Here is a 17,573-nt window from a genome sequence, read left to right as displayed (position 1 = left end):
TCAGCTGGTAGAGCAATTGATTTGTAATCAATAGGTCCGCGGTTCGACTCCGTGCGGGGGCACCATCACTCAATAAAGTCAATATTAATTTGTTCTAGGATCTTTTAAACTTTTAATCTTTTTCAACATACCTGTTAATTTCGCAGTGATAAAAATAACATAAATAAAACTAAAACCCAAAGCCATCGTTGATAGAAATGTATATAGTGCTGTTAAAAATTCTTTTTTTATCCAGTGATCGATTCCAGTATTAGAATAATAAAGTAGATTCCAAAATAGGAAAAATGCTATTTCATAGATTATAATAACTTTGATGGGTTTAGAATCGAGATTGAAAAAATTTAAGGTTTGTACTCATACGATTTATAGAAAATGTATGTGAAATAAAATAACAGAATATGGATTAAGTGGGACACAAGCTCTGTTATTAATTAATAATCTCCCCATTCAAATAATGGATCATTTTCAGAACAACACCATTCTATAAATTTTAAAAAATGCTTTCTTGGGGAATCTACAAACTTAACTCTACCAACAGGTATATTATGAATCATTCTATAATCTGTGAAATACATATTTCCTCTCTTACCATTTTTGTCCCACTCACAACCAAAACTACAAATGTAATTATAGTATAACATTAATTGTTCTGCATTTGATAGTTGGGATCTAAGTATTCTTAAATATTGTCTAGCTTGATAATAATCAATTAAACCTGATTTTTCAATATCAACAACATACCTTACCGTGTGAAATAGATGTCTATAGTAATGTGCTAGTTTGGATTCGTGACCTTGAAATGGTATATATCTTATTTTTAAGCCTTTTTCATGTGGTTTTGATGAATCTTTCTTGTAATCATTTTGTTTTCTTCTAAGAAGTTCTATAACTTTTTTTTGATCTAATATTGAAATTAATTCTGAATTAATAAATTCTGAATTAATACCCCAAAAGAATATTTTGTAAGCAAAATGAAAAATATCTGAATCTTTATATTTTTGATTTTTTGATTTTAAAATTACTAAAGAATATTTCAAACAAATTTCAAGTTCTTTTGCCATATCTACAAATACCTTTTTTCCAGTTAACTCTCGTCTTTGTGTATTAGACGTAATTGTGCTTTTGGCAGATGATCTTGATGAACTTTCTAGAACTTCTAAATATGGAACTTTAACGTCAGTGATATTCGCTCTATGTAAATCAATCATTTTATAATATTGATTTTCAAATTGCTGAATTCTTAAAGTATCATTTTGTATTTTGAATTCTTTGTTTGTGTTTTTTATTTCTTCTCTATTTAATTCAAGTTGTTGATGTTGGTTTTTTAAATCTATTCTTTGTAAATAAAGACTGATTATAATTCCAGCAAATGCAAAACCTGAAAAAATAGCATTAACAGCTCCAAACATATCTCCGTGAGTGCCTCTTACTTCATTAGGATATTTATTTAGTACAAGCCAATTAACTAACCATAGACCTATTACAATTGTAATAGCAAGTATAGATATACTCCAAAAGTATTTATAATCAGTTTTTTTTTTACCGAATCTCATTTTGTTGATCTTTGATTAATACTAGCCTGTTATAATACTATCTAATCCTAATGAAAAATTTTCAATTTCGTCTTTTAGTTTTTGCACGTCTTTTTGAACAGTTTTTAATACATCATTCTCAATGTCTAATCTATCAAAATGTTCAAAAACACAATTTTTTAGATCGACAGAAATATCTATTAATTCTAATAATGAATAACTATTATAATTGATTTCTGAAATTAACTCTGGATCACTAGAAATGATATGAGCTAAATCGGTTTCTAATTCACTTTTTTCAATATTATCAATTATGTTTGTTAGTGTTAAATGATATCCAAAATAGTTTAGTAGGCTAACTAGCTTGTTTTCTCTCATAGTTAATTCAACTAAAAGAAGATTTTCATTATCAGAATTAATCCTAATATTAGCGTCAAATTGACAAGTTTCTATAAAATCAATGGTTCTATATTCGCCAAATTCTTCTGAAAAATTTATAAAGTTTTCTAAAGAATTTAATAAAAGAAATGATTTTACACCAATTGGGTCAACCTCCATTAATAAGTCTAATAGGTTAGTTAAATCATCAGCTTTTTCTGAAAGAACTTTTTCATCTGTTAATCTTTCATAAGCTTTAATTTTTTCTTTTTCGAAATCAAGAGAGCCTATAAATTCAGCTGTATAATATTCTTGGATAGATCTATGTAGATAAAATATTTGGCTTCCATCTTGTACTAAAATAGAAATTGAATGTACTAAATCATAAAATAAATCTTCTTCTTTAAAAGGAGTTTTTATTTTACCATAAGAATTTAATTCTTCTGAAATTAATTTACTTAAATAATTTTCAGATAATTCATACTTTCCATTCATGTACGAGGAATATGATATTACCGATAATGCTTGTATAAATTCAGATTGACTTAAATTTGTTCTTCTAGGTATATTGGTTATTCCTTGTCTAGCCTTATGTTTTGAATGAAGTACTTGAAAAACATTATAATATAAATCTTTTCTTTTTGTAGGTATTTCAGGATAATCTTCGAAGGTCAATATGAAAAAAGAGAGTAGTAAGGGGTTTCTTAATAAATCTCTATAAAACTTACTTTTCTTATGATTTAATGCCTCAGTAATGCTATTAGAAAATTTACCTTTTCCTTTAATTTTAATTATAAAATTGTTAATATCTTCATTAGATAATTTGCTAACACTAAATCTTTTTAATGATGATAAAGAATAAATTGATGAATTTGGTCTTGATGTTATTACTATATTATTTTCTGAATTTGTCCAATAAAAAGAATTTATATCTGATAAAATTTTATTTTGGTTTGAATATATGATTTCATCATAACCATCTAATAAAAAAATAAATAGCCCTGATTTTAACATTTGAGTTAAAATATTTATTTCATCATCGTCTGGTTTTCTCCTATTGAAAAATTTTTGCCTAAACAATCCGTAAATAATATTAATTGATTGTTTATCTGAAGAGTTAACAATTTTTTCAGTTGAATAATCTATTTCATATAACCTTTCAGAACTTAATGAAAAGAATTTTTTAATATCTATATCATTTAAATCCCTTAGGGGAATTAAAATAGGAATTTTTTTAACTTCTTTAATAGCTTGTAAAAAGCAATATCTTAATAATGTTGTTTTTCCAAATCCAGCCCCTCCTTCTATTAAGGAAAACTTGAACTTCTGTAATTCCTCTGCTGGTTTCACAAATTTTAAACAATCTTTTCCTCTATAAGATTCTAAAGGGTAATAGTATTTATAAAAATTTACTGGATTCCGAAAATAATATGTTTGTAACTCAATAATATTGTCAGCGGTGTAAAGTAAATAATCTTTTACAATAGATATGAAACTCACTTTACTTTTTTCTGTTATATCAATGCTAATTTTTTTTATAAAATTTTCACAAAAAAAATCTATCTTTTCTTTTAATTCTGCTTTATTTTCCATAATACTAAATAAAATATTGAATATTAATATTTTGTAATATAATCTGTTAGGGATTATTTAACAAAAGATTACTTCTTATATATCTAAATTTATATTAATACCTTCCCAATTTTAGCGCCAATTCTTTTTCTATGATAATAACTAAATATTTCATATCAGGATCAAAAATGATATAGTGTAGGGTAAGTTTACCAAACGCTTTTATATCTCCTAGTTCACGTTCTGCATTTAATCGTATTTAATAATAATTATTGATATTTCAATTTGTTCTAGACGTTTATTATTCTCCATTTTTACTACAAATATTCTTGATGTATTACTTAACTCCCCTCCACAATCTTAATCTCCTCCTCTGTCAATCCATACAGCTTATACACCATCGCATCTATTTCTTTTTCTGTTTGATTGATTTGGGTTTGTAAGTTTCGGGCTTTTTTCTTGTTTTCTTCAAACAACTCTAACCACTCAAACTCGTCTTTTTTGGTGAGGGTTGGTATGGCTTCCTTATCTTCTGAAAGTAGTGCTTTGTTATTAGTTTTAATCGCTTTGTTGAGTTCTTTGATAAAATCACTAAATTCTAATTCTTGCCAATTTTCAAGTTTTCTCGAAAGCTTATTTAAATAAAACTTACTGGAAATGTAGTTTATAAAAAGACTTCATGAGTTTTTGTAAAATTGAAATAATTTCATCGAGTTGATAAGATGAGGTCTGAATGGATTCTTTAGAAGTATTTGTATTTTGAAATATTGGTAATTGTTTAATGTGGGCAAGTTTTATTTGAGGAAATAAACTATCAAATTCAGAGAACTTATATCTAAATACAAAAGTCATCAATTTTGATGTTAGTAGTCCTAAAACAAAATCATAACCGAATTGGTCAGTAGTGAGTTGTAATGTATAAATCTGTTGATCTACCACAAACTTATTATGTATCATCGATGCATTAATTCCATTTGACAATATCTTCCTAATAACAATTCTTTGATTTTCAAACATGCTAGGTTGTCTTGGCTCAGCTAACCAATCTCCATAACTTATAAATGAATCTGAATCCCAATTAATAAACCGTGGTTGTAAGTTTCGGCCTCTCAAATAAGGAACAAATGTTTCATCATCCTTTTTAACAGACTGAAATGGGTCTTCATTAATAAATTCTTTTGTATGCCCTATTCTTTTGTGATAAACTCCGACGCCTCTATTAACTTCAGCAATTTCATTTACTAATAGAGATTTTTGATAAACATTATTCAAAATAGTCTTGATTTCTTCCGTTGTAAAAATATCTATTGTATAATCTTTATTATTCAACCAATTCGATTGATTAATTGAACCAGTTATATTAAATTCATTATTTACAACAGTGACTAATTTGACATCATAAATATTAGGTTTTTTTGAAAAAGTTCCTATAATAGTGTCAACATTTACGCCAGCAAAAACATCACTAGGTGTATTCACCATTTCAATAAAATTCACTTCTGATAAAAGAAACTTACGAACAGGCTTAAGAGTTAAGTTATTTAACCATGTATTAGGAGTAATAAATGACACTAAGCCACTATTCTTAATTAATGATATTGATTTTTCTAAAAATAATATATATAAATCAAGTTGATAAGTCGCAACATTATAAAATCTATTGTAGAATGCTTTGGTAGATTCAGACATATTTTCCCCTCTTGCGTAAACATAAGGTGGATTCCCAATCACCACATCAAAACCACCGTTTTTAAATACTTTCGCGAAAGCGGTCTCCCAATGAAAGGCTTTATCACCGGCTACTTTTTTGTCATCTATAAGACTGTTTCCACATTTTATATTACTGCTTAAATCATTGAGTTTACGTCGGGGTTGTGCGGTACGTAACCACAGGGAAAGTTTGGCAATCTCTACAGATTCTTCATTGAGGTCAACTCCATAGATATTATTCTCCAAAATGGTGTTTTCTATATCACTAAAGACAATGCCACCACCTAAAATTTTTGCTTTTAACTCATCTATATATCGGTGTTCTTTAATAAGAAAGTCCAATGCTTGGTTTAAGAAAGCGCCAGAACCACAGGCAGGGTCACAGATGGTCAGTTGTAATAACCACGCCCTATAGTCATCTAGTAATTGGACCAGTTTTGTAATGGTGGTTTTGTTTCTGTTTTTACGTCCTTTAAAGTATTCTTCTTCTTGGAAGCCTAATTCAGTTTTCTTTTCTTCACAGAGTTTGCCTACGGTGTTTTCTACAATGTATTTGGTAATATATTTAGGCGTGTAAAAGACACCGTCTTTTTTACGTTTGCTTTTTTGTTTGTCAAAGTCGCCTCCTTGAATATCAGCATTTACACTTTCTATTTCGTTCAGGGAGTTCTCAAAAATATGCCCTAGGATGTTGACGTCTACTTGACTTTCAAAGTCATAATTGGCTAGTTTTAAGGTGTATTTATAGAGCAGTTCATTATCAATCGTAAGGCTATCTAAAATAGTATCTGGCTTAAAGAGTCCACCGTTATAGGCGTAGATTTCTGCTCGTGAGGTGGTACCTTGTCTTCCGATATCTAAGAAATTAAAGTATTGCTTAAACAAGTCGTATAAAGGACGCTCGTCACCAAAATCAACGTCTGCTTTCCATTTGTTTAAAATCTGTACGGTAGAGTTAGGTGGTAATAAGCCTCTGTCTTCGGCAAAGAAAATAAACAGAAAGCGATCAATAAGCTTTTGCGATTTTTTGAATAGAGAGAGTTTTACATTTTTTTCTGCCCGTTCTAATTCGCTTTTTAAGGCAGCATCAGTTGTGATATCTTTTAAAGTTTCTCGTGCTTCAGTTTTAAGTCGGCTACCGTTTTGTTTTACTAAATCTCTAAATAACTCTCTTTTAAATATGGAATAGTCATTATAGAAGCTCTTGGTGATTTTTTCTTCTTCTACGATAGATGCTTCCTTAATCGCTAAAGGGACATGAGTAAGTACATGATCTTTATGTAAGCAGAGGTAGAGTAGGTGGAAACGGTCTTCTGTAAGCTCAAAAAGGTTAAATTCTTCAAACTCGGTTGCATCGTTTATGTAAAAGCGTAGTTTTTCAAAGTTTGAAGTGATCACATACACACATCCTTTTTGATTGGCTTTATAATCAAAGGCTTGCCTTCGGATGCTTTCTAGGTCTTTGGTTTTCGTTCCTTTAAGCTCTATGACTGCAATAGCAGTATCGTCCTTGAGAATCGCACCATCTGCTTTACGAGCGTTTTTTTGATTTTTAAACTCCGTAGTCAGATTAAAGTTAGGGTTTGGATTGAGTGTATAGCCCAGTATATTTACAAACAATTCCGTGAGAAAAGTAGCTTGAAACTGCTCTTCTTTACTCGTACGAATATTGTCTTGTATGGTAGGGTTTAAGAAGTACTTCGCATATTTTTTATATGCTTTTTGTACGGTTTCTTGATCTTGTTGTTTTAGATATTTTTTTAAGACAGATGCTTGATATAATGCCATTTATGATAGTAAGATGTTAGTCGTCTTAAAATTACTGAATTTATACGCATAAAATCATATATTCAAAAGGGTATTTATTTTTTGATGTTGTGATTTCACGAAAGTAAAAACCAAAGGTACTTCACTCTCTCATAGGATCATTACGGAAACCCACATTGCGAGTGTATGAATCGGTAATTTCGGTACACTTTCGCGAAAAGCGAAAGCACTCAATCACCTAACATTTAGTTTTAGATAGCACTAAAGTAAGGAGGCTGAGTGATTTTAGATCAGCACAGCGTGATGATTTAAAATTGTACCGAAGTCACCGTATTAGTGAGTTTAAAAGTTTATGGGTTTAAAAGGTTAAAGGGGATAAGTCTTTCAGTCTAGAATCTAGACTCTTTTTTAGTCCTGATTCGTGAGTCTTGAGTCCTGATTCTTTTAAAAAAAAGATACCTTTGCCTCATGCAAAACGGTGGTACGCTCTTAACGATTCTATTACTTCTTGGGACGATTCAAGGCGTGATTACGGTGGTGGTTTTGTACAGGCTTAAGGTCAACCAAAAAGCGAATCGGCTCCTTGCATGGATTATTTTATTGATCTCGTTGGCGTGTTTTAATCTCTATCTTTTAGAAGCCTTCCCTGATAGCAATTCCTTTTGGGATGTAGTGCAGGCGGTGGTGCCGTTGGTCGTCATTATGCCAGTGGGACCGTTGGTGTATTTTTATATCCGTGCCTTAGTGATACCTAGTTATACAAGCACTCGCGTTGATCGGCGTCATTTCTATACGGTAATTTTGGATCTATTACCACATATAGTGGTGATAGTATTGATCATCGGCGGATTTTTCGGACTGTTGGGTTCGTTGCCCTTAGGAAACATAGGCGATTGGATCGATACCTATAACACCTACATCGATATCCCAAGATGGATTTCGCTGGTCATCTATCTTTGGTTGTCTTATACATTTTGGAAACAACTATCTCAAGCGGAAAAGGAGACCGCTTCCGCGAAATGGGCAAAACGTTTCCTCATAGGCTTTATGGTGTTTTCAGTGATTTGGTTACTGCATTTGATTCCGTACAGTATTCCTGCCGTTTCTCGTTATGTATTAGGCGCTGTCGGTTGGTATCCTGTGTATATTCCGTTGGTGGTTTTGGTCTATTGGTTGGGAATTAATGGCTATATCATTGGCTATAAAACCCTGTCGAAATCTTCGGTGTCTTCTCTTTCCAAAACTGACATAGATCATACCGTAACGGCTCTAAAAACCCTCATGGAAGAAGAGCAGTGGTTTTTAAATCCGACGCTCAAATTACAAGAAGTGGTCACGCAAACGGGGATTCCGCAAAAAACCATTTCGGCAGTATTGAATCAGCATCTAGGCAAAAGCTTTAATGAATATGTCAATACCTACCGTATCAACGAATTCAAAAAACGCTTACTCGACCCTAGCGATGCCCATCTCACCATTACGGGTATTGCCTTTGAATGTGGTTTCAACTCCCAAGCAACTTTTCAGCGTGTCTTTAAATCGCTCACGGGACAATCACCCAAAGCGTTTCGGGAATCGCAAGGATAAAAACATTTCCGCGAAGGCGAGAATCTCATGATCGCTACTAAAAAGGAGCATAAAAAGAAGGCAGAAATCTCATACTACTTTTAAAAACTATTAGCTATTCGTTGTTAGCTTTTTGAAATTAAAATCAAAATAGAGTAACACTCTAAAATAGAGTAGTACTCTATTTTTAAGAAAAGCAACGTCATTTCGACAGAATGAGGAACGAATGACGAGAAATCACATAACAGTACGTATTCTCTTCATCTTAGCTTCTTGTGCGATCTCTCCTAACGTCGAGATGACGACTATAACCGACTCTATCTTTTCCCCCGTTCCTGAAGGGTGGCCCTATTTTAAAAATAGGAATACTTTTTTGCTCTCTTTAGGGTCGGGGAAACAAAAAAAGAGTAAAAACCTACACTCAATTCTAGATTTGAGTAGACTGGATAAGAGATAACCGTTTCTTTTGCATGAACATTGAAACTTTACACATGAAACAAATAATCATAATACTTTTATTCCTCCTCACCACCACACTCTTTGCACAACAACCCACCACTCAACTTGAAACCATCCATCAATTCCTAACCGACGAATACCCCAAAAACGAACCTGGGGCAGTGGTGTTGATTTCAAAAGGAGATAACATCCTGTTCCAAAAAGCCTACGGACTCGCTTCGTTACATCCCAAACGAAAATTAAAAACCGATATGGTGTTTAGAATCGCATCGATGACCAAACAATTTACATCCGCTGCCGTTTTACAGTTGGTGGAACAAGGAAAAATATCGCTTACAGATACCATTCAACAATACGTTCCCTATTACCCTGTCAAAGAATATCCGATAACGATTCATCATCTGTTATCACAGACCTCCGGCGTTCCTGAATATTTTGATGTGGATGAAGACGAATTTCATTTACTCGCCAAAGACTATAGCCCAAAGGATATGATCGCCTATTATAAAGACGAGCCTTTGCTATTTGAACCAGGTTCTCAATGGGCGTATAGTAATGGGAATTACCCGTTGTTAAATGCTGTGATAGAGAAGGCTTCTGGAATGAAAAAGCGAGACTATATGGAGCAATTTATTTTTAACCCGCTTGGGATGAAGTCCACTGCTATCGGAGATCCAGCTCATATCAAAACGAAACAACTTGTCACGGGTTATGCCGAAGATGAAGTTGGTGTTTTTAAAGAAGGACCTGCCATGTCTGCAACTGTAGGAGGTGTCCGCACAAATGTGTATGATTTGTTTGTATGGCATCGGGCGTTGCATGACAAAACGATTCTATCTGAATATGTCGTCACCCAACTCACCACCGAAAAGAAAACGAACTCAGGCGAGGGGACAGGCTATGGCTATGGTTTTTTTCTAAAAGAATTACAAGGAAGTCCGACGGTACAACACGGTGGGAACTTATTTGGCTTTACAAGTAGCGGATTGTACTTGCCTAAAGAAGATATTTTTGTCTGCGTGTTGTCAAATACAAAATTTGACAGAACCCAAGAGATTGCAGATTATATCGGAAGTGTCATGCTCAATCAACCATTGATGATTAAAAAGAAATCTGAGATAGCGCGTGAAGTGTATAAAGAGTATGTGGGTATCTATCAATTAGAAGACGATGCTTCCAAACGTTTCGAAATAAAGATATTTGATACCATGCTCGTCTTTGTTCCGATGGATGCACCTGGAACCGCAGCTACTTTACAACAACTCGCTACAGATCATTTTAAAAGTAAAGCCGCCAAAATCGAACTCACCTTTCTCCGAAATGAAACGCAAGAAGTCATTGGTTTTTCTGCTGTGCAGAACGGGACGTTTAGGTTTGTGAAAGTGGAGTAGTTTTGAGTTTTTGAGTCTATGAGTTGAGAAGTCTATGAGTTGAGGAGTCTATGAGTTGAGGAGTTTATAAGTTTAAAAGTCGTAAGTCCTGGGTCGTGAGTCTTTTTAATCCTGAGTCTTTTTAATCTTGAGTCCGCTTTCGCGAAAGCGAATAACAGACAATTATATTTATAACAAAAATCTATCCTAAAAATAAAAATCATAGAACATTGTGATACTGCTAAAAAATCACGCTTCGTTAAAACGTTTTTAAGCCATTTTTAGAAAATAGACATATCTAATAATCTCTTTAATTTTAGAGCAAAATAAATGGCATTATAATGAGCATCTGTTTTTAGGCGACATCAAACTCACTTACAAAATGCATCTTTACCGATGGGTATTTTTGCTGTGTCATTTGAAGACTAAACGCAGAGTCGGCTAAAAATACCAATTGGTTTCTTTTGTCTTTTGCCATAAAGCGTTGTTTTACACGTAAAAATTCTTTGAACTCTTCCCCTTTTGGATCTTCTGGCTCTACCCAACAGGCTTTGTATACGTTGAGTGGTTCGTAGGTACATTTGGCTCCGTATTCGTGTTCCAATCTGTATTGAATTACTTCATATTGCAACGCACCAACGGTTCCAATCACTTTACGGCCATTGAGTTCTAAGGTAAATAACTGTGCCACTCCTTCATCCATCAACTGATCAATACCTTTGTTTAACTGCTTGGTTTTCATAGGATCTGCATTATTGATATACCTAAAATGCTCAGGTGAAAACGACGGAATTCCTTTATAATGAATCTCTTCTCCAGAGGTAAGCGTATCACCAATTTTAAAGTTACCGGTATCATGCAATCCTACAATATCACCTGGATAGGAGATATCTACAATTTGTTTGCGTTCGGCAAAAAAAGCATTTGGGCTTGAAAATTTTAATTTCTTGTTATGGCGGACATGTAAATAAGGGGTATTGCGTTCAAAAACGCCAGATACAATTTTTATAAAGGCAAGACGGTCTCTGTGTTTTGGATCCATATTGGCATGAATCTTAAAGACAAAACCAGAAAAATCTTTTTCATTAGGATGTACTAGGCGTTCTTCGCTTTGTTTAGGACGCGGGGTAGGTGCAATCGCCACAAAACAATCTAAGAGTTCGCGCACTCCAAAACTATTTAAAGCGGATCCAAAAAATACAGGTTGTTGTTTTCCAGCGAGGTAGGCTTCTTTGTCAAAATCTGGATAGACGCCTTGCACCAATTCTAGTTCTTCTCTTAATGTATTGGCTGCCTTAGCGCCTATGAGTTCATCAAGGACAGTGTCTTGAAGATCAGAAATTTCTATAGTTTCTTCTATGTTTTTACGGCTATCACCACTAAAGAGATTAATATTTTTCTCCCAGATGTTATAGATACCTTTAAAGTCGTATCCCATTCCAATAGGAAAACTCAAGGGAGTTACAGAAAGTTTTAGTTTTTGTTCGATTTCATCTAGTAATTCAAAGGCATCTTTTCCTTCACGATCCAGCTTGTTGACAAATACAATGATAGGAATATTGCGCATACGGCATACTTCTACCAGTTTTTCGGTTTGTTCCTCAACGCCTTTGGCAACGTCTATCACAACAATTACACTATCTACGGCGGTGAGTGTTCTAAAGGTATCTTCGGCAAAATCTTTATGTCCAGGAGTGTCTAAGATGTTGATTTTAGTTCCTTTATATTCAAAAGCGAGTACAGAAGTTGCTACGGAGATTCCACGCTGACGCTCTATTTCCATAAAGTCACTGGTCGCTCCTTTTTTAATCTTATTCGATTTTACAGCACCTGCTTCCTGAATCGCTCCTCCAAAAAGGAGTAACTTTTCTGTCAATGTGGTTTTCCCTGCATCGGGGTGCGATACAATTCCAAAGGTTCTTCGTCTTGCGATTTCGGCTTTTACACTCATGAATGATAGCTAAATTTTGTGATGCAAATATAAAGGAAACCATCTAGTAAAAAACTACGTATATACCTCCAAAAACAAGTTGGCTATATATTTAAAGTGTAAAAAAATCATATAGTGATTCCTTTTTACATGGATATCACATACAAATTAGATGTGATCGTGAGATGAGGTAAAATACTATTGCGTATAAAAAATCTATTTTTTTGATATGAATTATTTAGAAAATACTCAAAATCATCTTATAAAAAATAGAATGATTTCGAATATTTTTTTAACATAGTAAGACTTATAAAAGATGACGCATTTTGAGGTAAATAAGCGCCCTATTTGAAGTCTATAGTATTGATGATTTTTTCTTAAAAATAGCCCCGTAAAACTACGTGATTTTTAAATTTTAATAATTTAAATTGTTTTTTTACGGATATTCGCTTTCGCGAAAGCGGACATAACCTACTGAAAAGATTGTATTTAAAGATATGGTAGGGAACGAGACCTATGTGAAACCAGTAATTTTGAAAAGTGTTCATGGGAGTGTCTTAAATCCGCATACTAGCTTACGGAAAAGCAGTAATTTGTGTAGTTGGTCGATGATTTGATTAAGAAGGTCTAAAAGTTGCGATAATGTATTTTAAGTTAAAATTAATAAAATATATTTGATGACCCAACTTGAATATTAATACTTAAAATAGTTTATAACAAAATATAAATTTGAATATTATGGTAGAGTATAAAAATAGGCAAAGTGTTCTATGTACTCGTGGGGGAATCTATTGTACTAAAGGTATAATTAAGATTATTTTTTCTAGATTCTTTTAAGGATCAATTTCTCAACTAGTATTTCTTATTAAAATAATTAGCACCAGTATGCCCATGTGGTTGAATAGGTGTTGCTCATTACTATGGTTTAATAAACCCAATTATGAAAAAAAGTTACAAGACGACATTCAATACGTATCGTGTGAAATTCCTTAAGGAATTGGAGTCATTTTTAGATATATTCAGTATGAAGTTACATTACTTTAATTCCAGAAACGAATCTTTCTTTAATCAGCGATCAGTAGGTGATGACCAGATTCAATATACTTCGGCAGCTGTATCCGTTAGTACCAAGAGAAACAAAGTGTGTTTTTCTCGATTACTCACCTTGGTGTTATTATTTGGTTTTGGTTTCGCGCAAGCGCAAATAGGACAGGATCAAGATGCTATATTAGAAGGAGTGACGTTTCAGTGGTCAGATGAACAGGATATTAATAATAATGGAGATATTAGTAATGGAGAAAACAATAGAGCTGCTACAATTAGATCTATTACAATAGGTACTACAAATCCTGTACAATATAATACGTTTGTTGTGCCGTCTGCATATCAGTTAACGCGATTAGGAATTGGAAACGGAGCAAATCCAGGAAATCCAAATGGGAATGCCCATAGTGTAAATGGTGTTATTTTAAATGGAGGTGAAGTCATAGGGACGAGTGTTTCTGCTACATTAGATATTACTGATACGACATCTGCTTGGGATAATGCGGCACTTAGCGCATTTCAAGACCAAAACTTAAATCATTACTTTACAGCCAACCCTAATGGTCAAAACTTTTGTGAGACCTATAATACACCGCAACAAAGTCTTTCTCAAAAACAAACTATTTTCTATGATCCAGCAATTCCTTCTAATGCAGATGGAATTTTGGCAGTTACAGAAAGAGGGGGAAATAACTGTTACTTTGTACAAGTATTTGGTTTTAGACCTAATAGTACTACAGAAGAATTACTTGGAGATACGTTTGTTGTAAGTGATGGAGATTTAAGAGAAGGTGGTTTTTCTGCTCCTCAGGGAAATTCAGATTACTGGGGCTCAGGTAGAGAACAAGATAACAGCCAAACCATAGCAGTTGCTTTATTTAGATTAAGTGATCTAGCAGCAACAGGTTCAAAAATTACTCGAATAGAATTTCTATCAGCTACGAGAGATCACGGAGATGGGAAGTTCTTTATTTTACAGCGATATGCACAACCACAAATAGCTTTTCAATGTGTAAATCAAGGAACCTTTAATGGACAGATAAATAATGAGACTTCTACTCCCGTAGGATCAACATATACAGCTATTACACAGCCTAGTCCTGCAGGTCTTGGTTTTAACTTTAATAGTGATGGATCGTTTACATATACTCCTCCAACATCTGATTTTACAGGAGTTGTGACTTTTGAGTATGAGGTGTGTTTACCATCACCAAACCAAAGTACCTGTGATACTAATACGGTGACAATTACATTTAATGATTTACCAGAAGAGCCAACAATTGATTTGAATTGTAATCAAAGTGGATCGACAGATATTGTTATCACTTCACCTCTTGGACCAGAGTTTGAATATTCTATCAATGGTGGAGGGTATCAAACAAGTCCTACTTTTACAAATCTTCCTGAGGGAACATATCAGGTTAGAGTACGAAATGCAGATTCTGGTTGTGAAAATCAAAATTCAACAACCGTACTTATTGATGATTTGGATATTGCTATTCCTATAGATGTTACCAATATTCTTTGTAAAGGAGAAATAAATGGAGCGATCGATATTACTGTAACAGGAGGAAAACTTCCATATACCTATTTATGGAGTACTGGTGAGACTACAGAAGATATTTCTGGCTTAGCGGCAGGAAGCTATTCAGTAACTGTTACTGATGATTATGATTGTACCATTACTGCAAATGTAACAGTAACAGAGCCACAGGATGATCTTTCTTCATCAGGAGTTGTTGTAGATGTTCTTTGTAATAGTGAAGATACAGGTGCTATTGACTTTACAGTAAACGGAGGAACTCCTCCATACACCTACGCCTGGAGTAATGGAGAGACGACTCAGGATATTTCAGATTTAGTAGCTGGTAATTATTCTGTAGTTGCTACTGATGCTAATGGATGTACAATTTCTGATAATTTTACAATTACAGAACCAGACAATGCCTTAAGTGTAAATATCACACGTATAGATGCGACAACGGCACAAGGTTGTTTAAATGGAGAAGCGACGGCTACTGTAACAGGCGGGACAGCTCCTTATACTTATCAGTGGAGTGCAAGTGCAGGGAATCAAACCACACAGACAGCCACTAATTTACCAGGAAACTTTAATGGAAATGGTGCAGGAGTTCATTCTGTAACGATTACTGATGCCAACGGGTGTGAATTAGTACAAAGTGTGATTATCAATTGTAGTGATACTTGTGATGCGGTGATTGCCATACAAAACGTTACTGATGTACTTTGTGCAGGAGAAAATACAGGAGTTGCTACGGTGAGTGCTAGTTCAAATGCGAACCCAGCGGCTTTATTTACCTTCACTTGGAATACAGGACAGATAGATTCAGGGGTTACCTCTAGTACATTAAGTAATTTAACAGCGGGAGTTTATACAGTAAGCGTTACCATAGATGGTACCGTATGTTTAGCGGTAGAGCAAAGTGTAACCATTACAGAACCTACAAGTCCAGTAGGGGTTTCGATTTCATCAACTGATGAGACTGGTCCAGGCTTAAACAATGGAACAGCAACCGCAAACCCAACAGGAGGAGTACCACCGTATACCTATCTATGGAGTAATGGGGAGACCACTCAAACCATTACTGGATTAGCACCAAATACTTATAACGTAACGGTAACCGATGCCAATGGCTGTGAAGCTATGAATACGGTGACTGTAAATGAGGGTAGCTGTAACAACTTAGCAATTACAACAAGCGCAACCAATGTAAGTTGTAATGGATTCTCAGATGGAACAGCATCTTCAAATACTACAGGAGGAGTAGGACCATTTACGTACTTATGGAGTAACGGAGCTACGACAGAAGATATTACAGGTTTAGTCGCTGGTTCATATACAGTGACCGTAACCGATGGTTTCACAAATTGTACCGCACAATCCACAGTTACCGTAAATGAGCCAAGTGTTTTAAGTGGTGGTATTGCTGTAAACAACGTTTTATGTTTTAATGAAAGTACAGGCTCTCTTAACTTAACAGTAAGTGGTGGAACATTCCCATACACGTTTGCTTGGAGTAATGGAGAGACTACAGAAGATATTATCAATGTAGCAGCAGGAAATTATTCTGTAATTGTAACAGATTCTAATGGATGTGAGATTACAGTAGACGCTACGGTGATGCAACCAAATAGTGCTGTAACCGCAGACGTAACGACAACAAATGAGAATGGAGCAACTGTAAATGATGGAACTGCTACAGCTGTTCCTTCTGGTGGGACACCGCCATATACATACTCATGGAGTAATGGAGAAACCACAGCTACGATTATAAATCTAGATTCTGGAGATTATACAATAATTGTCACTGATGCTAATGGATGTACGTATACAGAAACAGTAACAGTAAATTCTTCCAACCAAGTTCCAAATGCTGAAGATGATACGGCGACTACACCAGAAGATACACCAATAAATATAGATGTTACAGAAGATGATGATTTTGGTACAGATGGACCTTCAACAGGAACTATCATTATTATTTCGGGTCCTTCTAATGGAACAGCAACTGTAAATGACAATAATACACCAGACGACCCAACAGATGATACTATAGATTATACACCTAGCCCTGATTTTAACGGAGAAGATGAGTTAGTCTATCAGATAGAGGATAGTAATGGAGATACTTCAACTGCAACAGTCACTGTCACAGTAACACCAGTACAAGATATCATGGATGATATGGCGACCACGCCAGAAGATACGCCAGTCGATATCGCTGTATTAGACAATGATACTTTCGATCCAAACGCGGATATAGAAGTCACGGAAGTAACTGATCCAGCCAATGGAACGGTAACAATCAACGCTGATGGCACGGTTACCTATACACCAGATCCTGATTTTAATGGAACCGATACGTTTGATTATACCGTCACGGTCACCAATCCTGATGGAAGCACGACGACAGAAACTGCGACCGTAATCGTCACAGTAACACCAGAGCAAGATATCATGGATGATATGGCGACTACGCCAGAAGATACACCAGTCGATATTGCTGTATTAGACAATGATACTTTCGATCCAAACGCTGATATAGAAGTCACTGAAGTAACCGATCCAGCCAATGGAACGGTCACGATCAATCCTGATGGCACGGTTACCTATACACCAGATCCTGATTTCAATGGAACCGATACCTTTGATTATACCGTCACGGTCACCAATCCTGATGGAAGCACGACGACAGAAACTGCGACCGTAATCGTCACAGTAAC

General features: G+C 34.5%; 8 protein-coding genes. 3 read left to right on the top strand and 5 right to left on the bottom strand.

What is annotated here, in order from left to right; genetic code table 11:
• Window positions 1-431: 431 nt before the first annotated feature.
• From Q0505_RS17945 to Q0505_RS17930, 4 genes are all read right to left on the bottom strand, one after another.
• Complete coding sequence (locus Q0505_RS17945) at window positions 432-1,553, bottom strand: putative phage abortive infection protein (RefSeq protein ID WP_299215819.1); 1,122 nt, start codon at window positions 1,551-1,553, stop codon at window positions 432-434.
• Between the two features lie 21 nt (window positions 1,554-1,574).
• Window positions 1,575-3,503: a hypothetical protein gene (locus Q0505_RS17940; protein WP_299215818.1), complete on the bottom strand. Its 1,929-nt coding sequence runs from the start codon at window positions 3,501-3,503 to the stop codon at window positions 1,575-1,577.
• Window positions 3,504-3,823: 320 nt separating this feature from the next.
• Window positions 3,824-3,958 carry a hypothetical protein gene (locus Q0505_RS17935; RefSeq protein WP_299215817.1) on the bottom strand — a complete coding sequence of 45 codons (135 nt, stop codon included), beginning with the start codon at window positions 3,956-3,958 and terminating at the stop codon, window positions 3,824-3,826.
• Window positions 3,959-4,130: 172 nt separating this feature from the next.
• Window positions 4,131-6,980: an N-6 DNA methylase gene (locus Q0505_RS17930; RefSeq protein WP_299215816.1), complete on the bottom strand. Its 2,850-nt coding sequence runs from the start codon at window positions 6,978-6,980 to the stop codon at window positions 4,131-4,133.
• Between the two features lie 579 nt (window positions 6,981-7,559).
• Between Q0505_RS17930 and Q0505_RS17925 the strand changes: the two genes are divergently transcribed.
• Entirely contained in the window at window positions 7,560-8,546 is a 987-nt protein-coding gene (locus tag Q0505_RS17925) for a helix-turn-helix domain-containing protein (RefSeq protein WP_299215815.1), read from the top strand.
• 470 nt (window positions 8,547-9,016) lie between these two features.
• Window positions 9,017-10,375 carry a serine hydrolase domain-containing protein gene (locus Q0505_RS17920; protein ID WP_299215814.1) on the top strand — a complete coding sequence of 453 codons (1,359 nt, stop codon included), beginning with the start codon at window positions 9,017-9,019 and terminating at the stop codon, window positions 10,373-10,375.
• Window positions 10,376-10,709: 334 nt separating this feature from the next.
• Here the strand turns inward: Q0505_RS17920 and Q0505_RS17915 are convergent, their stop codons facing one another.
• Entirely contained in the window at window positions 10,710-12,305 is a 1,596-nt protein-coding gene (locus Q0505_RS17915; protein ID WP_299215813.1) for a peptide chain release factor 3, read from the bottom strand.
• 919 nt (window positions 12,306-13,224) lie between these two features.
• On the opposite strand from Q0505_RS17915, the gene Q0505_RS17910 reads away from it, so the two are divergent.
• The coding region (locus tag Q0505_RS17910; protein ID WP_299215812.1) for an Ig-like domain-containing protein at window positions 13,225-17,573 on the top strand (4,349 nt) is incomplete at its 3' end.

Source organism: uncultured Dokdonia sp. (assembly GCF_937910895.1).
Lineage (GTDB): Bacteria > Bacteroidota > Bacteroidia > Flavobacteriales > Flavobacteriaceae > Dokdonia.
This window is presented reverse-complemented; position numbering and strand designations above follow the sequence as displayed.

Coding starts and splice junctions, on each gene's coding strand:
- Q0505_RS17945 (WP_299215819.1), bottom strand. CDS start 1,553: ATGAGATTCGGTAAAAAAAAAACTGATTATAAATACTTTTGGAGTATA.
- Q0505_RS17920 (WP_299215814.1), top strand. CDS start 9,017: ATGAAACAAATAATCATAATACTTTTATTCCTCCTCACCACCACACTC.
- Q0505_RS17940 (WP_299215818.1), bottom strand. CDS start 3,503: ATGGAAAATAAAGCAGAATTAAAAGAAAAGATAGATTTTTTTTGTGAA.
- Q0505_RS17930 (WP_299215816.1), bottom strand. CDS start 6,980: ATGGCATTATATCAAGCATCTGTCTTAAAAAAATATCTAAAACAACAA.
- Q0505_RS17915 (WP_299215813.1), bottom strand. CDS start 12,305: ATGAGTGTAAAAGCCGAAATCGCAAGACGAAGAACCTTTGGAATTGTA.